We start from the raw sequence: 20,239 nt of genomic DNA on the forward strand, positions 1-20,239 counted from the left end.
GACTGGAAAGTGAGGAATCAAAATGCTGCTGACGACCGTCAACAATCCTCAGGATTTGAAAACGTGTTCGCTGCCCCAGCTTTATACGCTGGCCGGCGAAATTCGCCAGTTTCTCGTGGAAACCTTGTCCAAAACGGGCGGCCACCTCGCTCCCAATCTGGGCGTGGTGGAGCTGACACTCGCACTGCACTACGTGTTCAACAGTCCAGAAGACAAATTGATCTGGGACGTAGGCCATCAAGCCTATGTACATAAAATCCTCACCGGCCGCCGCGAACTGTTTCCGACGCTGCGCCAGTACAAGGGATTGTGCGGCTTTCCCAAGATGAGCGAAAGCCCGCATGACGTCTGGGAGACGGGACACAGCAGTACGTCCCTGTCCGCCGCCATGGGCATGGCCACCGCGCGCGATCTGAAAAAGGAAAAGCACCATGTCGTGGCGATCATCGGGGACGGCGCCCTGACCGGGGGGATGGCGTTTGAAGCGCTGAACCACATCGGTCACGAGCGGAAAAACGTGATCGTGGTCTTGAACGACAACGAGATGTCGATCGCCCCCAACGTCGGCGCGCTGCACAACTACCTGGGCAAGCTGCGTTCCGCCGAAAACTACCGGAACGCCAAAAAAGAGCTGGAGCACCTGCTGAAATCGATTCCCGCCGTGGGCGGCAGGCTGGCCCATCTGGCGGAGCGCTTCAAGGACAGCTTGAAGTATTTGCTGGTCTCCGGCGTTCTATTCGAAGAGCTGGGCTTCACCTACATCGGCCCCATCGACGGCCACAACCTGGAACTGCTGCTCGACTCGCTGAAGACAGCCAAGCAGACCAAAGGGCCGGTACTGATTCACGCCATCACCAAAAAAGGAAAGGGCTACGCCCCCGCCGAGGCCGACTCCGTCAAGTGGCACGGCATCGGAACGTACAAGATCGAGTCGGGCGACACGCCGAAGTCGGCTCCGACGTACACGTCCGTTTTTGCCGACACGATGATCCGCCTCGCCGAAGCGGATGAACGGATTGTCGCCGTGACGCCGGCCATGCCGGCTGGTTCCGGGCTGCTCAAGTTTGGCGAGCGGTTCCCGGACCGCCTGTTTGACGTGGGCATCGCCGAACAGCACGCCTGCACCTTTGCCGCCGGCCTGGCGACGCAGGGGCTGAAGCCGGTGTTTGCGGTCTACTCCACCTTTTTGCAGCGGGCGTACGACCAGTTGATTCACGACGTGGCGCGCCAGAAGCTGAACGTCATCTTCGCCGTCGACCGGGCCGGCCTGGTCGGGGCAGACGGGGAGACGCACCAGGGCATGTACGACATCGCGTTCATGCGGACGATCCCCAACATGGTGATCATGGCGCCGAAGGACGAGAACGAGCTGCGCCACATGATGAACACGGCGGTGGCCTACGAAGACGGCCCCATCTCGTTCCGCTACCCCCGTCTTGCCATTCGCGGCGTAAAAATGGACGAGGAGCTGCAGGTGCTGCCGATCGGGAAAGCGGAAGTGGTCCGAGAAGGGAAGAACGTCGCCATCCTGTCGTTCGGCCACGTCTTCGAACTGGCGGAGGCAGCAGTGGAGCAGCTCAACCGCGAAGGCATCCAGCCGATGCTGGTCAACGCCCGCTTCTGCAAGCCGCTCGATGAGGAACTGCTGTTCCGCCTGGCCCGGGAAGGCTACGACATCGTCACCGTGGAAGAAGGAGCGGCGATGGGCGGGTTTGGCAGCGCCGTTCTGGAATGTCTGGCAAAGGCCGGGTTCCATGGTGTGCGCGTGGACGTGGTGGCGGTGCCCGACTACTTTGTGGAACACGGCAGCGTGAAGGAACAGCGTGAGGAAGTGGGGCTGACGGCAGACGCCATCGCCGCCCGCGTGCGCGCCCTGCTGCCGATGACGAGGGGCGTCGTGGAAGCATGAAAAAAGAACGGGTAGACGTGCTCCTCGTCGAGCGGGGATTGTTTGAAACCAGGGAAAAGGCCAAGGCTGCCGTGATGGCCGGACTGGTGCTGGTGGGCGGCGAGCGCTGCGACAAGCCGGGGACCAAGATTCCCGAAGACACGCCCATCGCCGTCAAGGGAGAGGTGCATCCCTACGTCAGCCGCGGCGGGCTGAAGCTGGAAAAAGCGCTGCGGGTGTTCGGGATTGATCTGAACGGCCGGGTGATGATGGACATCGGCGCGTCGACCGGCGGCTTTACCGACTGTGCGCTGCAGCACGGCGCGCGCCGCGTGTACGCGATTGACGTCGGGTACGGACAGCTCGCCTGGAGCCTCCGCCAGGACGAGCGGGTCGTGGTGATGGAGCGAACCAATTTCCGCCACATGGATCCGGACGCGTTCGAACACGAGCGGCCGGACGCCGCCTCGATCGACGTTTCCTTCATCTCGCTGAAACTGATCCTGCCCGTCCTGTACCGCTTCCTGGAGCCGGACGGGGATGTGGTTGCCCTCGTCAAGCCGCAGTTTGAAGCGGGCAAGGAGAACGTTGGCAAAAACGGCATCGTCCGCGACCCGGACATCCATGAAGCGGTGCTGGTCGACATCGGCCAGTTTGCCGTCAGCATCGGGTTCTCGCTGCACGGGCTGGATTATTCCCCCATCACCGGAGGCGAGGGGAACATCGAATTTCTCCTGCACGCGCGAAAAAGCGAGGGCGGCCTGACTCCGGATGCCTGGCTTCGGCGCGCGGCGGAAGTGGTGTCCGCGGCCCATCGCGAACTGAAGTAAGGTGTGGGACAAAAAGCCTCGATCGCGGTTGAATCGAGGCTTTTTTTATATGCATGAAAAGTTGTATACTTGTATAAGGATTTCCAACCAACGACGTTTGGGGTGGGCCATATGAAAACGATTGGTATCGTAGCAAACAAAGGGAAGCCGGAAGCCCGCATCGTGGCCAGGGAGCTGATGTACCTGCTGGAAGCCAGAGGGGCCCGCGTCCTGCTTGATGAACATATTGCCTCCGATGTGGGCCGTCCCGAGCTGGCGGCCGCGCTGGAAAAGATCGGCCGGGAAGCGAAGCTGCTGTGCGTCTTGGGCGGCGACGGTACGCTGCTCGGGATTGCCCGCCAGTTGGCCGGCCGTTCCCTGCCGATTCTCGGCATCAATTTGGGGACGCTCGGCTTTTTGTCGGAAGCCGACCCGGACGATTTGCCGGAAGCCGTGGACAACCTGCTCTCCGGCAAGTACGACATCGAGGAGCGGACCATGCTGGAGGCGACGCTGGTGCGAAACGGGGCGGCGCTGGCCAGCTACACCGCGATGAACGACATCGGCATCGCCAAAGGCTCGTTCTGCCGGATTATCCAATGCGCCGTCTACGTGGATGACGACTACGTGGCGACGTTCAGCGGCGACGGCGTGATCGTCTCCAGCCCGACAGGCTCGACCGCCTACTCCCTGTCGGCGGGAGGGCCGATTGTCGCGCCCAATGTGGACATGCTGCTCCTGACACCGGTGGCCCCGCACTCGCTGACCGCCCGTCCGATGGTGCTGTCGGCCAATCAGGTCATCCGGATCGAGGTGGATGCGATCCACCAGGAGATGGGGCTGTCCATCGACGGACAGTTCGGCTACCGGCTGGAAGGAGGCGACCAGATTTTCGTCAAGAAGTCCCCGCATGTCACGCCGCTGATCAAGTGGAAAACAGGCGGCTTTTTTGAAGCGATTCGCACGAAACTACAAGGTGAGTGGGAGTAATGGCAATGAACAAAGGACAACGACACATTCGCATTCGGGAAATCATCAGCAATTACGAGGTGGAGACCCAGGACGAACTGGTGGACCGTCTGCGGGAAGCCGGGTTTAACGTGACCCAGGCGACCGTTTCGCGGGACATCAAAGAGCTGCATCTGGTGAAGGTGCCGCTCCCGGACGGACGGTACAAATATTCGATGCCCGTCGAGCAGAAGTTCAACCCAATTCAAAAGCTGAAGCGGATGCTGGTGGACTCCTACGTGAGCATCGACTACGCCGACCACTTCATTGTGCTGAAAACATTGTCAGGCCACGCCAATGCCGTAGCCGAGCTGATCGACAACCTGTCCTGGGAGGAAATCATGGGCACCATCAGCGGCGACAACACCATTCTCATCATCTGCCGCTCGAAGGAGAACTCCCGGGAAGTCACCCAGCGCTTCCTGGACATGCTGTAAAGGTGGTTGCACACGATGCTGTTGGAATTGTCCATTCGCAATTTTGCCATCATCAAATCGGTCACGATTTCCTTTCAACGGGGACTGAACATCCTCACGGGGGAGACCGGAGCCGGGAAGTCGATCATCATCGACGCGCTCGGCCTGCTCCTGGGCGGACGAGCTTCCGCCGACTTTGTCCGGTACGGGGAGACGCGGGCCGAAGTGGAAGGGCTGTTTGAGCTGCCCGCCGGCCACCCGGCGCTGGCGCTGTGCGAGAGCTTCGGCGTCGCCGTGGAGCAGGACGGCACGCTGGTCGTGCGCCGCGACATCTCCAGCCAGGGCAAGAGCATCATCCGCATCAACGGCCAGTTGGTCACCCTGGCGATGCTGCGGGAGCTGGGGCCGTGGCTGGTAACCGTGCACGGCCAGCACGACACCCACATGCTGATGCAGGCGGATAAGCACATCAACTGGCTGGACGCGTACGGCGAAGCGGAGCTGGGCGCGGCCAAGCGGGAGTACGGCCAGCTCTATGCCGCCTACAGCAAGACCAGACAGGACCTGGAGCGGATGGCCCGCAACGAGCGTGAGCTGGTGCAGCGGATCGATTTGCTTCAATACCAGTTGAACGAGATCGAAGCGGCCGCCCTGACGCCGGGTGAAGACGAGAAACTGCTCCAGCAGCGGAAAAAATGGATGAACATCGAAAAGGTGTACGCCGGCATTCAGGATGCCTATCGCGCCCTGTACGGGGATCAGCGCGGATTGGACTGGCTCGGCCACGCGATGAGCGAGCTGGAGCGGATCGCGCCGTACGAGGAGCAGCTCGCGCCGATTGTGGAAGCGGTCCAGAGCGCATACTACCAGATGGAAGACGTGGCGCAGCAGCTTCGTCAGCTCAGCGACCAGCTTGACTTCGAACCGGAACAGTTGGCGGAAGTGGAGCGGCGGCTTGACCAGATCCAGAACCTGAAGCGCAAGTACGGCAAAAACGTGGACGACATTCTGGAGTACGCCGCCGCGATCCAGGACGAGCTGGACGAGATGCAGCACTACGAGGATCGCCTGCAGCAGTTGGAGCACCGGCTGACCGAGCTGGCGGCCGATCTGGCCGTGGAAGCGCTGGAACTGTCCGTGATCCGCCGCGAATGCGCCGAGCGGCTGGCTCGGGAGATCGAGCAGCAGTTGAAAGATCTGCACATGGAACGGGCCCGTTTCGCCATCGACGTCCGCCGGGTGCCGGATGAGGACGGGATTGAGCTGGAAGGGGCCAAATGGCGCGTCGATGCAAACGGAATCGATCAGGTGGAGTTTCTCATCTCCCCCAACCCGGGCGAGCCGCTCCGGCCGCTGGCCAAGATCGCGTCCGGCGGCGAACTGTCCCGGGTCATGCTGGCGATCAAGACGATCCTGGCCGGTACGGATCAGGTCCAGACGCTGATCTTCGACGAAGTGGACACCGGCGTGAGCGGCAGGGCCGCCCAGGCGATCGCGGAGAAACTGGCCCGCGTGGCACAGAAGCGGCAGGTCCTCTGCATCACCCATCTGCCGCAGGTGGCATCGCTGGCCGACGCGCATTTTCTGATCCGCAAGGAAATGAGCGAGCACGAGACGATGACGGTCGTCCAGCGCCTCTCCGACGAAGAGCGCGTCAAGGAGCTGGCCCGGATGCTGGGCGGCGCCGAAGTCACGGCCAAAACCGAAGAACACGCCCGCGAGATGATTTTGCTCGGGCAACAACGAAAAGCTGTCAACGGAGATTGACAGCTTTTTTTGTACTGGTGCGGATGGCGTCAGGAAAGCATGCGCGTGGGTGATTTTCCTGACATAATCCGCAAGGGCCCAGGCAACATTATAACTACACAAGGTGGAGGTGTATCAGGTAGGTGTAGGTAGGGAACGGTAGGAGTGATTGCTGGTGATCCGTCACAACAGAAGAAAATGGATGGGAAGTCTCCTTCTCCTCATCACGGCGCTCGTCGTGAGTTCCACCCCGTTCCGCGACCTGTCTTCTTTCCCCCATGAATTGCGCTTGATGGAAGGTTCACTGCAACAGCTTCGCGTCTCCGTGCCCGTCATGGGGACGTTGATCAACAGCAACCCCGACATTTTGCACGTAAACGGAGCAGAGACGCGGGAAGTCGCCGTCGACCTGAGCAAACCGCTGTCCGTCGAGCCGCGCCGCGCGGGTGAGGCACAGCTCCAGGTCAAGTGGCGCAGCGTTCCACTGACCGCCGTCAAAGTAAACGTGCTGCCCGATTTGCGGGTCATCCCCGGGGGACAATCGATCGGCGTCAAGCTGCAGACGGCGGGCGTGCTCGTCGTCGGACACCATCTCGTGGACACAGGCAAGGAAAAGGTATCGCCCGGGGAACAAGCGGGTATTCACGTCGGGGACATGATCGTCAAGATAAACGACCTGTACATCAACGACATGAATGACGTCAAGAAACTGGTCAGTGAAGCAGGGGCACGCAACACCCCCGTACAACTGCTGGTCGTACGCGGCAAGGAAAAGCTCAACGTGACCCTGTACCCGGCAAAAGACAGAAAAGACAACGAGTACCGCATGGGTCTCTACATTCGCGACTCCGCGGCCGGTGTCGGTACGCTGACGTTCTACGACCCCAACTCCAAGGCGTACGGCGCGTTGGGTCACGTGATCTCCGACGTGGATACCGGACAGGCAATCGCCGTGGGCGACGGCCAGATCGTGGCGGCCAGCGTAACCTCCATTGAAAAAGGACAGAGCGGCAACCCGGGGGAGAAGTTCGCCCGCTTTTACAACGAAAGCGAAGTCCTGGGGACGATCACCAAAAACACGCCGTTCGGCATCTTTGGCAAGATGAAAGAGCAGCCGAAGCGCAGTTTGTACAACGAGCCGATGCCGATCGCCCTTGCCGAGCAGGTGCAGGAGGGGCCGGCCAAAATTCTCACGGTGGTGGACGGCCAGAAAGTGGAGGAGTTCGCCATTGAGATCGTCAATGTCGTCAAGCAGCATTTCCCCGCCACGAAGGGCATGATCATCAAAATAACGGACAAGCGCCTGCTGGAGAAAACCGGCGGCATCGTCCAGGGGATGAGCGGCAGTCCGATCATCCAAAACGGAAAAATCGTCGGGGCGGTCACCCACGTGTTTGTCAACGATCCCACCTCGGGATACGGCTGCTATATCGAGTGGATGCTGCAGGAGGCCGGCATCCCCGTCCGCTCGCCGCAAGCCAAAACGCCGATCGGGAGTGCAGCGTAGCGTCAGGACAGCACAGCATGCTTGGTGGAACCGGCACGAACGCGCGGCTTCGCGAAGCCCAATCAGCAAGCTCCATAGCCGTCAGCGCTCTCCCGTCGGGCGCGGCGGCTCTTCTCTATGGGGGCGTCCCGGAAAGGATGGGCAAACAGGCCAGGTGGAGAATGGCCCGTGCGGCGTGTAGAGGAGAAGGCGTCCTGCCGCATCCGGCCGCGTCTTTCGCGAATGACGGCCGGATGGGAACCGTAATCTGGCGAAAAGCGGTCGCGAATTGTCGAAATATCGGAAAAATCATTCAATCTTTCGTCATTGGCAGGAATGAACTGGGGTTTGTCGAATAATTTTTCATGTGAAAAGATGGTTTGGACATATTCCGATCGTTTACATACTTCTGAGATCACCAATTCCACCTTCTTTCCCAAACAGACCGTTGATTGTAAGGAGGAACGACCTTGAACAAGATTGATGTGTTGTTGGCAGATGATAATCGGGAATTTGTAAACCTGCTGGAAGAGTACATCAGCAGCCAGCATGACATGAATGTCATCGGGGTGGCGTACAACGGCAACGATGTCATTCGCCTGCTGCAGGAGCGCGTGCCGGATGTGCTGATTCTCGATATTATCATGCCGCACCTCGACGGCCTGGCGGTGCTGGAGCAGATACAGGCCATGCGCCTGTCGCCGCAGCCGAAAATCATCATGCTGACTGCGTTCGGCCAGGAAGAAATCACGAAAAAAGCGGTGGAACTGGGGGCCGCCTACTACATTTTGAAGCCGTTTGACATGGAAGTGCTGGCCCAGCGCATCCGCCAGATGACCAGCAGCAAGCCGACCGGTTCGTTTATCACCGCCGTCAAGCCGCAGACGTCGCTGGCGGTGAGAGGGCGCAATCTGGATGCCAGTATTACCAGCATCATTCACGAAATTGGTGTGCCTGCCCACATCAAGGGGTACTTGTACCTGCGCGAAGCAATCACGATGGTGTACAATGACGTGGAACTGCTCGGCTCGATCACCAAAGTGCTGTATCCCGACATCGCCAAAAAGTTCAACACGACGGCCAGCCGCGTGGAACGCGCAATCCGCCACGCCATCGAAGTCGCCTGGTCGCGCGGCAATCTGGATTCCATCTCCAGCCTGTTCGGCTACACCATCTCCAACACCAAGGCCAAGCCGACCAACTCCGAGTTTATTGCCATGGTCGCCGACAAGCTGCGGATTGAAGCGAAAATATCATAAAAGTCTGTTTGTACCGAACACCTTTGTTGTTCCTTAACAACTCATTTCCCCTATTTATTGGGATCACGATACCAATAGATAGGGGTGTCTATTTTGACGGCCGTTTACCTGGAACGTAAGCATCCGATGACAGAAGGTGAAAAGGCACAAGCAAGACCGCATGAGGGATGCGATAGCCGAGCCTGGTGCTTCTTGTTGGAAGCAATGTTATGTGCGTAATTTCCTATTGATATATTCTTTAAACTTACTATAATCAAACTAGAATGAAAAAAGTTGGATGTTGCATGGAGGATTCCTGAGCCGATGATCTATCAAAAAGTGAATATCTCGTCAGAAGATGATATCTATTTTGCGTTAAGTACCGTTCGTCATTTTATGAAGCAGCTCCCTTTTTCCGAGTCAGATCAGCAGAAGATTTTCGTGAGTGTTTCGGAATTAACCCGAAACATATTGGATCATGCCTACAGCAAGGGACTTTTTTGTTGTGAATTGCTTGATCAGGGAATACGTTTTGTTGTAACAGATGAAGGGCCGGGAATTCTCCATGTAGATGATGTTTTAAACGGCAAAAAGGGATCGTCGTCGCGAGGATTGGGACTCGGATTATCCGGTGTGAAGCGATTAATGGATGAATTCCAAATTGAGACTTCGACGAGAGGAACGAAGATCGTTGCGATCAAATGGGCAGGAAAAAAATAATAAAGTGACAAAGACGGATGATACCTTGAGCCGTCTTGCTTCCATCGGTCAAATAGCGGCGGGAATCGCACACGAAGTGAGAAATCCGTTAACAGCAGTGAAGGGATTTTTACAATTACTCCAAGAAGAGTTTTCCCATGGTTATTTGGAGATTGCCTGCTCAGAACTGGATCAGGCTATCGCGACGCTGCAGGATTTGTTACAGGTTTCCAAACCAGATTTGGAAGAGGAGGCTTATATTCCGATCAATCTTTGTTCCGAATTGGAGTCTTTGCTCTATTTGTTCCAGGATCAAATCTATCGGGTTCAAATTGTACGAAACTTTCGCAATAGTGATGAGATCATCTACGGAAAAAGAAATCAGTTAAAGAAAGCCTTTTTTAATCTCTTGAAAAATGCGTTTGAAGCCATTCCCCATGTAGGGACCATTACAATCGAGCATTACCGCTTGGGTGACTTCGTTTATGTCAGTATTTCTGATACAGGGGTCGGTGTACCGAAAGAAAAGCTGCAGCTGTTGGGAACCCCGTTCTTTACAACGAAAGATGAAGGCACGGGCATGGGGTTAACGCAGGTATTTTCGACCATCTACCAACATGGAGGCACAATCGATGTAAAAAGCAAAGAAGGAATCGGAACGACATTCACCATTCAATTTCCAACGGACATAATCGAACCAATTGGAGTGATGAATTTGGATCTGCAATATGTAGATGGTCAAAGTTTTCAAGATTATTTTTTGCTGAATCAGGATCGTTTTCATGAGTTGTTTGCTTACGAAACAAAAGGTACGAATCAACTCATTGAAGCCTCCATGTACAATATCGATGTGCAAGACATTTTTGATAAAATGGCAAAACTCTTGGTAGAAGAGCGGCAGCATGAACTGATCATGCTCGCAAAGGAACTCGGAAAGACTGGTGCAAAGAATGATGTTCCGTTAGTCATAAAACTGGAATTGATTCAGGCGTTTCGCAAAGTGTATTGGAATTTTTTACATAACTATTACCAGCATGTCGGACTTGACATGGAGGGTGTTTTCCAACTTGGAATCAAGACGAATTTTATTTTGGATCATTATATTTTTCATTATTTTTCCAGTTATATCGAGTACAAGGATGAACTGCTTCGTTCCCATCGTGAGACGATTGATGACCTGTCGGTTCCCATTATTCCGTTATCCGCTTCCATGGCGGTATTACCCATCGTCGGCACATTAGACACCTATCGGGCGAAAAAAGTGCAGGAACGGACACTTAATCAAATCGCCAGCCTCAAAATACAAAAAATTATTATCGATTTATCAGGTGTCGCGTTTATGGATACGGCTGTGGTGGGACATTTGTTTCGCATTGTAGAAGGAATCGGGCTGCTCGGATGCAAGGCGATCATCACCGGGATTCGCCCGGAAATCGCGAACACCATGATCGAATTGGGGATCGTGTTTACGGAAAAGGTGGACACCAAAGCCACTTTGCAGCAAGCCTTGGAGGAATATCAATAAAGAAGCGTTTGCTTAAACCTGCTGCAAACATGCCAAAAAACGAAAACCCACATGATCAACCATGTAGGAAATCGACCCCTTTCCGTCGTGAAAAGGGGTTCTTTTTATTGGCACAAAATCCTCATGTTATGGCCACCAGTCTGAACGGTTGCGCCCGAAAGCGGCCCGCAGCGTGGCCGTCCCTCGCAGAACGAGCAGACAGAGTAAAAACGGCTGGCACGGCTCGACGCCTTGGAACGAACTACTGTTGCTGTTTTACTTCTTCGGTTTTCACGTATTTCCCGTTCATCCATTGATAAAATCTTACTCCAGCGAGCTTTGAGCGATTATCCTGTAATTCGTAAAGTTTTACTGTCAGGGTACTTCCACCGGTAATGGCATATTGAACATAGTTGTCCCCAGGTTCATCAAGCCGCTGCGAATACACTTTCGTCACTGTTCCCTTCACTTTGTCGAAGCGGAACAGAGTTACCCATTGTTGAGTCTCCCCCTGCTTGGAAAGACGTTCGGACATCAAAAATTCATTTTTTTCTGGCCCGGTTATTCTTTCAAAGGGTGTGATCGGTTGGAAATCATTCACATACCCTTCTTTTTCAATCCGTGGCAAATGAATGCTTTTGCTTTGCGGAACATTTCGATTGACTACATCGTAATACGTATTCCCCAACGTGTCACTTTGTGCCCCGTATACTAATGCATATTGGAAATCCAGCAGAAACAGTCCTGCTGCCCGGTCCCCCATCGTTATCTCTTCGTCAGCAAGATTATCATCAAAGCGAACGGCTGGTACGGAGTTATCCCATTGCTGTTTCACCCCAAGCATATTTGCAATCGTTGCTACGGGTGCGTAAACATTCCCATTGTAAATAAACGGTTCGGCTTTTGTCTGAATGGTTTTGCCATTGACGATCAATTGAATATTGGCAAAACGGGTTTTGATCATCTCTTCAGCTCTTTTCGCAAACACGGTACCACAGCTTACGAGCAAACTGACGGTTGCGATTGCGACAATGACCATCTTCGATCGTTTCAAACAAATCATTCCTCCTCCATTGATTCAAGTTGAACTGTTCGTAACTCGTTTTCGAAGCTATTCCATGCATCATGTACCTCCCCGATAAGGAGACGGTGATGGAGGTTGGAATGTTTCAAAAGTCATGTGATCCCCAAAATGGAAACGTAACGCATTGTGTAGGGAGATGGGGTAGGTCAAGACTGGGGTGAAAGTTTATTCATATAAGTAACAAATTATTTGACAGTGAGGCAAAACCTTTTAGATAATAATAGAGCACAAATGATACTGATAATGATTATCACATTTACACGAACTTGCATCTGAGGGGATGGCACATTGGTAATGCGATCACAAACGTTGATAGGTTTGCTTCTGTTGTCCATGCTATTGGTTTTCCCTGTTCAAGCTTTGGCTCAGAGCCTGGCTGCGGAGCACATGAGGAAAGCGGAAACATTTGTAGATCAAGCGCTGATTGAAGCGCAAAAAGGCGATCTCGCCAAGGCAAAAGAACTGTATCAGCAGTTTAACGAAACCTGGCGCGACATTGAGGATTCCGTGAAAGAGGAGTCTGGAAAAGCCTATAAAGACATCGAGTCCCATATGGGGAAGGTCGTCTATGCGCTTTCAAGAAATAAGCAGGATGAAGTAACCAAGGCGTTGGAAGGGTTACAAGCAACAAACGAACGGTTCATTCAAGGCAAGTATCCCAAAGGAGAGCTCAAGCAAGAAAACATCTCGCTGGCTGATTTCATTGGTTACTTGCAAGAAACAAAGGAGAAAGCGGAAAGCAAGTCGCAGGTGGAAGCTTTGGATGATATCAACAAGGCAACTGATTTATGGGTAAGCGTTGAAGGGGTTGTCTTGGCACAATCCAATCAAGTTTATCATGATTCAGAACGAGATTTGGTGACGATTCAAGCAATGCTTGGTTCCACCCCTCCCAATTACGAAGGAGCGATCCAGACCATCGACAGCATGATTTCCTATTTAACGCCACTTGCCGCAAAAAGTGGCTATACACTGTGGGATGCTGCGATGATTATCCTTCGTGAAGGATTGGAAGCTCTGTTAGTGGTTGCCGCTTTGCTTGCTTTTGTCAACAAATCAAACGGTAACAAGGGAAAAGGCTGGATTTTGGCTGGCGTAAGCGTCGGGCTTTTGATCAGCATTGTGATAGCGGTTGTGGTAAAGTTTGTATTTGCTTCAGGAGCGTTTGGGAGCAACAATGCACTGATAGCGGGCTGGACGGGGGTTATCGCGTCTATGATGCTCCTCTATGTCAGCTATTGGCTGAACAGTCAATCCCATATTCGCGACTGGCAAAAATTCATTCGCGCCAAGAGCGAAACGGCTTTGCATACGGGAAAATTGATTTCTCTTGGATTCCTTTCGTTCCTGGCTGTGTTTCGCGAAGGAACGGAAACCGTCCTGTTTTTTATCGGCATGGTGAACCAGATCAGCATTCAAGATTTATTGCTTGGCCTATGTATCGGTTTTGGTTTGCTGGCGGTCCTTGCGTATTTCATCATGATCATCGGTGTGAAGCTGCCGCTTAAACCATTTTTCATGGTATCGAGCGTCATTGTTTTCTATCTCTGCTTGAAATTCTTGGGTATGGGCATTCACAGTTTGCAGCTTGCAGGTGTCTTGCCGTCTTCTACGGTTTCTCAGATTCCAAGCATTGAGTTCCTGGCACTTTATCCATCATTGGAAAGCACAATCCCACAAATCGCACTGGTAATCGCAGCGCTGTCAGTTGTGATTTGGAAGAGATTTGCTCATAAAACACAACAACACGAAACGGTGTAATGTATCGAACAGGAGGATTCTTCCATGAAACGCTCTCATCTTATCGTTGCTTTGGCATTAGTAGGAAGCTTGAGCTTAGCAGGCTGCAGCAGCAGTTCAAACGATCATGCGGGTCATGATGGCGCCGCTCACCAGCAGGAAGCATCTGAAATCAAAGCTGGCGTTGACAAGATGCTTGAAATCACGGCAGAAATCAAGAAGTCCGTGGAAGCTGGCGATGAAGCAAAAGTAAAAGAGGAAGGTGCCAAGCTTGAAGGAGCTTGGGGACCGTTTGAAGATAAGGTAAAGGAGAAATATCCTGATCTTTACAAAAAAGTGGAGGATGCGCTTGACCCGACAATCGCTGGCACAGAAGCAAGCCCTATCGATAAAGAAACAGTTGGAAAGTTAAACGATCAGCTTACGCAAGCTCTTCAAGAACTATCCGATAAAGAGAAATAAAAAAGCTGAAAGCAGCGGTTCCTCCGCTGCTTTCCTTATGATGCGGGAAGATCAGATGAATGGTCCCCCCCTTCCATAAATGTGTTGAGTAGCCCGCCCTTTCTAGTACAATAAAAGAATAACACTCGCAAAGGCTGGTGATCACTGAATGACCAAACTGGAAGAGATTCTTGCGTTTAACCGCGAGTTTGTCGCTCGTAAGGAATACGAGGCATTCAAGACAACCAAATTCCCGGACAAGCGCCTGGTGATCCTGTCCTGCATGGACACCCGGCTGGAGGAACTGCTGCCCAAGGCGATGAATTTGCGCAACGGGGATTTCAAGCACGTAAAGAGTGCGGGGGCGATCGTTTCCCATCCGTTTGGCAGCGTCATGCGCAGTATCATCGTCGCCCTGTACGCCTTGAACGCGGAAGAAGTGATGGTGGTCGGCCATTACGACTGTGGCATGAGCATGATCTCCGCCGATGAGATGCTGCACAAAATGAAAGAGCAGGGGATTACCGCCGAGACGATTTCCCTGCTGCAAAACGCCGGGATCAACCTGAAGACCTGGCTGCGCGGCTTTGAAAGTGTGGAGGAAAGCGTGAAACGAAGCGTGGAGGTGATTGCAAACCACCCCCTGCTGCCGCGCCGGGTACCGGTGCACGGCTTGCTGATCAATCCTGAAACCGGACAGCTTGACCTGGTCGTCAACGGCTATGAGAGGATCGCTGCGGGAGAGTAAGCGGCGTCCGGTTGTCGTGACCCGGAGGCGTTTCATGACAAAAGGCATTCACTGGTTCCTGGGACTGATCGGGGTGGGGGCCCTGTGCGGGGCCTACGGGTACGGGTGGGAGCGGCACCAACTGGAGGTGGTCTCGCTCCCCGTCTCCCTTCCCGATTGGCCGCAGGCGTTGAAAGGTGTCCGCATGGTCCATTTCAGCGACACGCACCTGGGACCTTACTGGGGAATCGAAGAACTTCGGAAGGCGGTGGACCGCATCAACCGGGAGAAGCCCGACCTGATCTGCTTTACCGGCGACCTGGTGGACAAGAGCACCCGGTTGCTCTCAGCAGCGGTTCCCGTCCTGCGCGCGCTGCAGGCACCGCTCGGCAAGTTTGCCGTGCTGGGCAATCACGACTGGCGCTACAAACAGCGCGCCGTCATCCACCAGGCGCTCTTGGACGCGGGATTTCAGGTGCTGGACAACCGGCATGTGCGGACGGAATATAGAGGGGCCAGTTTTTATGTGGCAGGCGTGGACGACGTGCTGCACGGCACGCCTGACCTGGCGGCGGCGTTGGCGGGCATTCCCGCAGGCGAACCGGTGATCCTGCTTGTACACGAGCCGGATTTTGCCGATGAAGCGGCGCGTTATCCGGTCCATCTGCAGCTGTCCGGCCACAGTCACGGCGGACAGGTGAGGCTTCCGCTCATCGGCCACCTGGCGGCCCCCAAGCTGGGCCAGAAATACGTGTCCGGCCTGATGCATGCGGGCGAGCGCGGGATGCCGGTCTACACCAACAGGGGATTGGGCACGACCATACTGCCCGTCCGTTTTCTCTGCCGTCCGGAACTGACCGTCATCACGCTGGTTTAGTAGGCTTCCTTGATCCACTGGACGAACCGCTGAAACGCTTCGTCCTCCTTTTTGGGATGCAGGTAGGCAATCAAGGTGGGGCGGGTCAGTTCTCCACCGGCGATGTCCATGGCAATCAGCCGTCCTGCGTCCACCTCTTCCCGGATGGTTCGTTCCGGCAGCATGGTCACACCAAACTGCTGGAGGACCATTTTTTTTACCGCACTGAAACTGTCCAGTTCCATGATCACGTTGGGAAATACGCCGTGCTGCGCCAGGAACCGGTCGACCCGCTGTCGGAACGGAGCGGTGTGGTCGCCGAAGGCAATCACGGGCTCGGCCCTCCAGTGGGCGAAACCGGGGAACCCGTCGGCCCACGGATGTTGGGGAGCGGTCACCAGGAGAATCCGGTCGCTCGGCAAGAACTCCTGATGGATGTGAGGGTGGTACACCTCGTGGCCGAGAAAGGCGATGTCGGCGGCACCTGTCAGGAGAGCGGAAATCGATTCCTCGTAGAGCGTGGAGCGGACGAAACAGGTAAAGTGCGGGTGAGCGCGGCGGTACTCGCCGATCAGGCGGGGCAGCTCGTACGACGCGAACGCTTTGCCGGCGACGATCGTCAGCGCCTGCCGCTTGTCCCTGTGCTGGGAAAACGCGCGGAGCTGCTCGACGACGGCGGCCGCGACCGGCAGGAGGCGCCTGCCTTCTCCGGTCAGGCTGACGCCGGAAGCGGTGCGAACGAACAGCGGAGTGCCCACATGCCGTTCCAGCTGCTTGAGCCGGTGCGTCACGGTGGACTGGGCGAGAAACATGGCGTGGGCCGCCCGGTTAAGGGAGCCGTGGCGGGCGATCGCCAGAAACACCTCCAGGCTTTGCAGATCCATGGGAACCTCCTGAAACCATGTCGTCTTCGCTGGTTATCGAATTCATTGATAGCTTGTTATCCATATTCTATAACAAAGCGGCGCGATCATGGAATATGATGGGGACAGGAGGTGGTCCCGATGAGACGGGAAGATGACGTGAAAACAACGGTTCAACAACAATTCGGCCAGCATGCGGAGGCGTATGTGACCAGCATGACGCACGCCAAGGGGGAGGACTTGCCGCTCCTGGTCGAATGGCTGGAGCCGAACGGCGACTGGGTGGTGCTGGATGTGGCGACCGGCGGCGGCCATGTGGCCAGAACGCTGGCCCCGCTCTGCCGCTTTGTGGTGGCGACCGATCTGACCGCGCCGATGCTGGAAGCGGCGGCCAGGGCCCACCGGGAGGCCGGATTGACGAATATCGTGCACGTGCAGGCGGACGCGGAACAACTGCCGTTTTTGTCCGAATCGTTTGACGCCGTCTGCTGCCGCATCGCCGCCCACCACTTTCCCGACCCGGCTGCCTTTGTCCGCGAAGCGTGCCGCGTCCTTCGTCCGGGAGGATTGTTTTTGCTGATCGACAACGTGGCGCCGGAGGAACCGGAGCTGGCCGCGATCGTCAACCGGGTGGAGACACTGCGCGACATCAGCCACGTGCGCTGTCTGTCGGTTGCGGAGTGGCGGGGACTGTTTCAGGATAACGGCCTGCGGGAACTGCAGGACCGCCTGCGCAAGAAGCGCTTCCCGTTTTCGCAGTGGGTGGCCAGGACCGCCTCATCCAAGGAGCAGGAGGAAGCGGTGGAGCGCTGCCTGCTGGACGCGCCGCAGGCGATGAAAGCGTACTGGAATCTGGACGTACAAGACGGACGCGTCCAATCGCACCAGATCGACGAGTGGATGGTCCTGTGCAAAAAAGGAGGCGAATGAGATGAGCCATCGGTGGATCGGATTGGATCACGTGCAGGTGGCCGCGCCGGTCGGATGCGAAGAAGAAGCCCGCCGCTTTTTCCGCGATGTGCTGGGCATGCCGGAGGTGCCGAAGCCGGAAGCGCTGCGCAGGCGGGGAGGGGTCTGGTTTCAATGCGGTTCGCAGACGGTGCACGTCGGTGTCGAGGCCTCCTTTGCTCCTGCGAAAAAAGCGCATCCCGCGTTTCTCACAAGCGATCTGGAAGCGCTCCGGCAGCGTTTGGAGGCGGCCGGAGTGACGGTCCGGGAAGGGGACGAGATCCCCGGCGTCAAGCGCTTCTTTGCCGACGATCCGTTCGGCAACCGGCTGGAGTTCATGGAGCGGATCGATTCATGAGCATCGATTTCCATGCGGCACAGAATCGCCATGCGTACGCTGGCCGGCGGGCGGACGAGAGCTGGACGGAGGCGATCCGCGGATGGCTGGACCCGTCCGGCAAGCGCGTGGCGGACATCGGATGCGGCGGCGGGATATACACCAGAGCATGGGCGGAAATGGGAGCGTCAGCGGTGGTCGGCGTTGATTTTTCCGAAGTCATGCTGGAGGCAGCCAAAGAGACCTGTCGCGACTGCCAAAACGTGACATTTGTCCGCGGAGACGCCCTGCGGACGGGGATGGCGGGGGAAAGCACCGACGTGGTGTTTGCCAGAGCGTTGATTCATCATCTGGACGAGCTGGACGGGTTCTTTGCCGAAGCCGCCCGCCTGCTCGTTCCCGGCGGTCTGGCGATCGTGCAGGATCGGACGATGGAGGACGTGGCCCTGCCGGGTTCCCCCACACATCTGCGCGGGTACTTTTTCGCCCGGTTTCCGCGTCTGCTGGAGCTGGAAAAGGGGCGCCGCCCCGCCGATGCCGATGTGCGGGAAGCGTTGCGGACAGCCGGGTTTCGAACGATTCGCACGCATGTGCTGTGGGAGACTCGGCGCGTCTATCCGGGATGGGAGGAACTGACGCAGGATTTGCTCCAGCGGACCGGGCGATCGATTCTGCACGCCCTCTCTGACGAAGAGCTGCGCGCGCTGGTCGATACCATGAGGGAGCCGCTCGCTTCAGGCGGGGCCATCGTGGAACGGGATCGCTGGACAATCTGGATAGGAGCGAAACAATGAGACACACTATCAGTATCCACCCTTCCCCAGTGGCCCCACAATTGTGAAATCGTTTGTCACAATTCCGATACGACTTGTATACCCGTGGGCGATTCTATATAATGAAAGTGCCATTCTATTCCTGCGCGTCATTTTTTTAAAGGAGTTGTCTTTCGGATGAAAATTACGCTGTTCGATATCCTGATGTTCGTGTTCACGTTCTTCATCGCACTGGGCGTGTTCCGTTCCATGAAAGCCAAAAACAAGTTTGCGGTCGGATTCGGATTGCTGTCCCTGGCTGTTTTCCTGTTCGCAGACGGACTGATTATCTACTACGCGACAAAAGGTGTATAGGGGGCCATCCTCGCGTTCACGGGGTCATTCGCGAGGGGGACGAAAGCGGTTGCATGCGGAGGCTGCGCAAATTGCGCAGCCTCCTTTTCTTTTCCCGAATTGCATGGTCGACGGAAATCATTAGCATACTAGGGATGGAGGTGGGACAGGTGGGCAAGCGCAGTGATACCGGCATGTTTGCGTGCGCGGCCACGATCGCGGCCGACCGCAAAACCAAACAGCTTTGCAAACGGCTTCAGCCCCGGCAAATCGCACTGGTGGATCACGCTGATGTCGATGAGGTGGCGGCCCGTTCGCTGCTGGAAGCCAACGTGCAGGCCGTGATCAACCTCTCCCCGTTCATGACCGGCACCTACCCCGCGGAAGGGGCGATCAGACTCCTGGAAGCGGGGATTCCCATGTACGAAGTCGTCGGCGGCCACAGCGGCCTGGTGGAAGAGCTGGATGGCAGGCGGGCGGCGGTGTCGGGCGATGCGCTGCTGGTGCACACCGACGGGCAGTGGCGTCCGGTCGCCGCCGTTCGGGCCGTCACCGCCGATGGGATCGCGGCGAAGCGGAGGGAGGCGGACGAACGCTTGGACGACGTGCTGTCCGCGTTTATCGACAACACCCTGCAGTTCGCCGGACGGGAAAAAGAACTGTTTCTCCATCCGCTGCGCAAGCTACCCTTGGTCACGCGGATGGCGGACCGGCATGTGGTGGTGGTCGTGCGCGGCAGACATTATCGGGAGGATTTGCGGATGCTCTCATCCTACATCCGCGAGTGCCGGCCGGTGCTGATCGCCGTGGACGGCGGGGCGGACGCGTTGATGGAGTGCGGATACACGCCCGACCTGATCGTCGGGGACATGGACAGCATTTCCGACCGCGCCCTGTGCTGCGGGGCGGAGGTGGTGGTCCACGCCTTTCCCGACGGCAGCGCGCCCGGACGGGGGAGGGTCGAGGCGCTGGGTCTGCGCTATCACCTGCTGCCCGCGCCGGGGACCAGCGAAGACGTCGCGATGCTGCTCGCCTACGAGGAACAGGCGAAGCTGATCGTCACGATCGGCTCGCATTCCAATATGATTGACTTTTTGGAGAAAGGACGCAAAGGCATGGCCAGCACCCTGCTGGTACGCACCAAAATCGGGCCCAAGCTGATCGACGCCAAGGGCGTCAGCCAGCTCTACCAGCCGCGCTGGTCGTGGAACTGGTGGGCGCTGATGATCGCCGCCACACTGGTTCCGGTCGCGGCCGCTCTGGCGGTCAACCCGGTCGCGCGCCACGCCGTGCAGATGTGGTGGGTGCAGTGGCGCAGTTGGGCATTTTAGGAGGCGACGGAA

Annotated in this window: 21 protein-coding genes; 18 read left to right on the plus strand and 3 right to left on the minus strand. The window is 56.2% G+C overall.

Annotation, left to right across the window (positions count from 1 at the left end; genetic code table 11):
- Window positions 1-22 precede the first annotated feature (22 nt).
- The 6 genes from dxs (at window position 23) to spoIVB (ending at window position 7,374) form a co-directional block, all read left to right on the plus strand.
- Complete coding sequence (gene dxs / locus FOI68_RS01280) at window positions 23-1,909, plus strand: 1-deoxy-D-xylulose-5-phosphate synthase (RefSeq protein WP_035297939.1); 1,887 nt, start codon at window positions 23-25, stop codon at window positions 1,907-1,909.
- Window positions 1,906-2,718: a TlyA family RNA methyltransferase gene (locus FOI68_RS01285; protein WP_035297937.1), complete on the plus strand. Its 813-nt coding sequence runs from the start codon at window positions 1,906-1,908 to the stop codon at window positions 2,716-2,718. Before dxs ends, FOI68_RS01285 begins: the two co-directional genes overlap by 4 nt.
- Before the next feature lie 111 nt (window positions 2,719-2,829).
- Window positions 2,830-3,687, plus strand: coding sequence for an NAD(+)/NADH kinase (locus tag FOI68_RS01290; protein WP_029099479.1), 858 nt, complete (start codon window positions 2,830-2,832; stop codon window positions 3,685-3,687).
- Window positions 3,688-3,692: 5 nt separating this feature from the next.
- Window positions 3,693-4,142, plus strand: a complete 450-nt coding sequence (gene ahrC, locus FOI68_RS01295) for a transcriptional regulator AhrC/ArgR (RefSeq protein WP_029099480.1) — start codon at window positions 3,693-3,695, stop codon at window positions 4,140-4,142.
- A 15-nt stretch (window positions 4,143-4,157) separates the two neighbouring features.
- Complete coding sequence (gene recN, locus FOI68_RS01300; RefSeq protein WP_029099481.1) at window positions 4,158-5,888, plus strand: DNA repair protein RecN; 1,731 nt, start codon at window positions 4,158-4,160, stop codon at window positions 5,886-5,888.
- A 154-nt stretch (window positions 5,889-6,042) separates the two neighbouring features.
- Window positions 6,043-7,374, plus strand: coding sequence for a SpoIVB peptidase (gene spoIVB, locus FOI68_RS01305; RefSeq protein ID WP_029099482.1), 1,332 nt, complete (start codon window positions 6,043-6,045; stop codon window positions 7,372-7,374).
- 62 nt (window positions 7,375-7,436) lie between these two features.
- Here spoIVB and FOI68_RS01310 read toward each other — a convergent pair whose 3' ends face one another.
- Window positions 7,437-7,772, minus strand: coding sequence for a hypothetical protein (locus tag FOI68_RS01310; RefSeq protein ID WP_143862116.1), 336 nt, complete (start codon window positions 7,770-7,772; stop codon window positions 7,437-7,439).
- Between the two features lie 51 nt (window positions 7,773-7,823).
- Here FOI68_RS01310 and spo0A point away from each other — a divergent pair, with 51 nt between their 5' ends.
- The 3 genes from spo0A to FOI68_RS01325 all read left to right on the plus strand — a co-directional run bounded on the left by spo0A (window position 7,824) and on the right by FOI68_RS01325 (window position 10,815).
- Window positions 7,824-8,612, plus strand: coding sequence for a sporulation transcription factor Spo0A (gene spo0A / locus FOI68_RS01315; protein ID WP_029099484.1), 789 nt, complete (start codon window positions 7,824-7,826; stop codon window positions 8,610-8,612).
- A gap of 303 nt (window positions 8,613-8,915) precedes the next feature.
- Window positions 8,916-9,311 (plus strand): ATP-binding protein, encoded by a 396-nt coding sequence (locus FOI68_RS01320; RefSeq protein WP_044900271.1) that lies wholly within the window; start codon window positions 8,916-8,918, stop codon window positions 9,309-9,311.
- A gap of 4 nt (window positions 9,312-9,315) precedes the next feature.
- On the plus strand, window positions 9,316-10,815 hold the full coding sequence (locus tag FOI68_RS01325) for an ATP-binding protein (protein WP_052660393.1): 1,500 nt from the start codon (window positions 9,316-9,318) through the stop codon (window positions 10,813-10,815).
- 241 nt (window positions 10,816-11,056) lie between these two features.
- Here the strand turns inward: FOI68_RS01325 and FOI68_RS01330 are convergent, their stop codons facing one another.
- Window positions 11,057-11,848: a stalk domain-containing protein gene (locus FOI68_RS01330; protein WP_185973845.1), complete on the minus strand. Its 792-nt coding sequence runs from the start codon at window positions 11,846-11,848 to the stop codon at window positions 11,057-11,059.
- Between the two features lie 324 nt (window positions 11,849-12,172).
- Here FOI68_RS01330 and FOI68_RS01335 point away from each other — a divergent pair, with 324 nt between their 5' ends.
- The 4 genes from FOI68_RS01335 to FOI68_RS01350 all read left to right on the plus strand — a co-directional run bounded on the left by FOI68_RS01335 (window position 12,173) and on the right by FOI68_RS01350 (window position 15,663).
- Window positions 12,173-13,639 carry an FTR1 family iron permease gene (locus FOI68_RS01335; RefSeq protein WP_143862118.1) on the plus strand — a complete coding sequence of 489 codons (1,467 nt, stop codon included), beginning with the start codon at window positions 12,173-12,175 and terminating at the stop codon, window positions 13,637-13,639.
- 24 nt (window positions 13,640-13,663) lie between these two features.
- Window positions 13,664-14,080 carry a hypothetical protein gene (locus tag FOI68_RS01340; RefSeq protein ID WP_044897641.1) on the plus strand — a complete coding sequence of 139 codons (417 nt, stop codon included), beginning with the start codon at window positions 13,664-13,666 and terminating at the stop codon, window positions 14,078-14,080.
- A 148-nt stretch (window positions 14,081-14,228) separates the two neighbouring features.
- A complete protein-coding gene (locus FOI68_RS01345; protein ID WP_143862119.1) occupies window positions 14,229-14,807 on the plus strand; it encodes a beta-class carbonic anhydrase in 579 nt (192 codons plus the stop codon).
- A 34-nt stretch (window positions 14,808-14,841) separates the two neighbouring features.
- Window positions 14,842-15,663, plus strand: a complete 822-nt coding sequence (locus tag FOI68_RS01350; protein ID WP_255433302.1) for a metallophosphoesterase — start codon at window positions 14,842-14,844, stop codon at window positions 15,661-15,663.
- Here the strand turns inward: FOI68_RS01350 and FOI68_RS01355 are convergent.
- Window positions 15,660-16,526 carry a LysR family transcriptional regulator gene (locus FOI68_RS01355; RefSeq protein ID WP_143862121.1) on the minus strand — a complete coding sequence of 289 codons (867 nt, stop codon included), beginning with the start codon at window positions 16,524-16,526 and terminating at the stop codon, window positions 15,660-15,662. The two genes, FOI68_RS01350 and FOI68_RS01355, sit on opposite strands and share 4 nt — an antisense overlap.
- A 120-nt stretch (window positions 16,527-16,646) precedes the next feature.
- Between FOI68_RS01355 and FOI68_RS01360 the strand changes: the two genes are divergently transcribed.
- The 5 genes from FOI68_RS01360 (at window position 16,647) to steA (ending at window position 20,227) form a co-directional block, all read left to right on the plus strand.
- Window positions 16,647-17,435: a class I SAM-dependent methyltransferase gene (locus FOI68_RS01360; protein ID WP_143862122.1), complete on the plus strand. Its 789-nt coding sequence runs from the start codon at window positions 16,647-16,649 to the stop codon at window positions 17,433-17,435.
- Between the two features lies 1 nt (window position 17,436).
- Entirely contained in the window at window positions 17,437-17,811 is a 375-nt protein-coding gene (locus FOI68_RS01365) for a VOC family protein (protein ID WP_143862123.1), read from the plus strand.
- Window positions 17,808-18,584, plus strand: coding sequence for a class I SAM-dependent methyltransferase (locus FOI68_RS01370; RefSeq protein WP_143862124.1), 777 nt, complete (start codon window positions 17,808-17,810; stop codon window positions 18,582-18,584). Before FOI68_RS01365 ends, FOI68_RS01370 begins: the two co-directional genes overlap by 4 nt.
- A gap of 156 nt (window positions 18,585-18,740) precedes the next feature.
- A complete protein-coding gene (locus tag FOI68_RS01375) occupies window positions 18,741-18,917 on the plus strand; it encodes a DUF2759 family protein (protein ID WP_065066239.1) in 177 nt (58 codons plus the stop codon).
- A 173-nt stretch (window positions 18,918-19,090) separates the two neighbouring features.
- Window positions 19,091-20,227 (plus strand): putative cytokinetic ring protein SteA, encoded by a 1,137-nt coding sequence (steA, locus tag FOI68_RS01380; protein ID WP_044897643.1) that lies wholly within the window; start codon window positions 19,091-19,093, stop codon window positions 20,225-20,227.
- Window positions 20,228-20,239 lie beyond the last annotated feature (12 nt).

The organism is Brevibacillus sp. LEMMJ03, from assembly GCF_007197875.1.
GTDB lineage: Bacteria > Bacillota > Bacilli > Brevibacillales > Brevibacillaceae > Brevibacillus > Brevibacillus thermoruber.

What these genes read in the sequence shown, in the direction of transcription:
- FOI68_RS01285 (WP_035297937.1), top strand. Translation starts at nt 1,906, where the DNA reads ATGAAAAAAGAACGGGTAGACGTGCTCCTCGTCGAGCGGGGATTGTTT.
- FOI68_RS01375 (WP_065066239.1), top strand. Translation starts at nt 18,741, where the DNA reads ATGAAAATTACGCTGTTCGATATCCTGATGTTCGTGTTCACGTTCTTC.
- dxs (WP_035297939.1), top strand. Translation starts at nt 23, where the DNA reads ATGCTGCTGACGACCGTCAACAATCCTCAGGATTTGAAAACGTGTTCG.
- FOI68_RS01320 (WP_044900271.1), top strand. Translation starts at nt 8,916, where the DNA reads ATGATCTATCAAAAAGTGAATATCTCGTCAGAAGATGATATCTATTTT.
- FOI68_RS01290 (WP_029099479.1), top strand. Translation starts at nt 2,830, where the DNA reads ATGAAAACGATTGGTATCGTAGCAAACAAAGGGAAGCCGGAAGCCCGC.
- FOI68_RS01355 (WP_143862121.1), bottom strand. Translation starts at nt 16,526, where the DNA reads ATGGATCTGCAAAGCCTGGAGGTGTTTCTGGCGATCGCCCGCCACGGC.
- recN (WP_029099481.1), top strand. Translation starts at nt 4,158, where the DNA reads ATGCTGTTGGAATTGTCCATTCGCAATTTTGCCATCATCAAATCGGTC.
- steA (WP_044897643.1), top strand. Translation starts at nt 19,091, where the DNA reads ATGTTTGCGTGCGCGGCCACGATCGCGGCCGACCGCAAAACCAAACAG.
- FOI68_RS01345 (WP_143862119.1), top strand. Translation starts at nt 14,229, where the DNA reads ATGACCAAACTGGAAGAGATTCTTGCGTTTAACCGCGAGTTTGTCGCT.
- ahrC (WP_029099480.1), top strand. Translation starts at nt 3,693, where the DNA reads ATGAACAAAGGACAACGACACATTCGCATTCGGGAAATCATCAGCAAT.
- FOI68_RS01340 (WP_044897641.1), top strand. Translation starts at nt 13,664, where the DNA reads ATGAAACGCTCTCATCTTATCGTTGCTTTGGCATTAGTAGGAAGCTTG.
- FOI68_RS01370 (WP_143862124.1), top strand. Translation starts at nt 17,808, where the DNA reads ATGAGCATCGATTTCCATGCGGCACAGAATCGCCATGCGTACGCTGGC.
- FOI68_RS01335 (WP_143862118.1), top strand. Translation starts at nt 12,173, where the DNA reads ATGCGATCACAAACGTTGATAGGTTTGCTTCTGTTGTCCATGCTATTG.
- FOI68_RS01365 (WP_143862123.1), top strand. Translation starts at nt 17,437, where the DNA reads ATGAGCCATCGGTGGATCGGATTGGATCACGTGCAGGTGGCCGCGCCG.
- FOI68_RS01350 (WP_255433302.1), top strand. Translation starts at nt 14,842, where the DNA reads ATGACAAAAGGCATTCACTGGTTCCTGGGACTGATCGGGGTGGGGGCC.
- FOI68_RS01360 (WP_143862122.1), top strand. Translation starts at nt 16,647, where the DNA reads ATGAGACGGGAAGATGACGTGAAAACAACGGTTCAACAACAATTCGGC.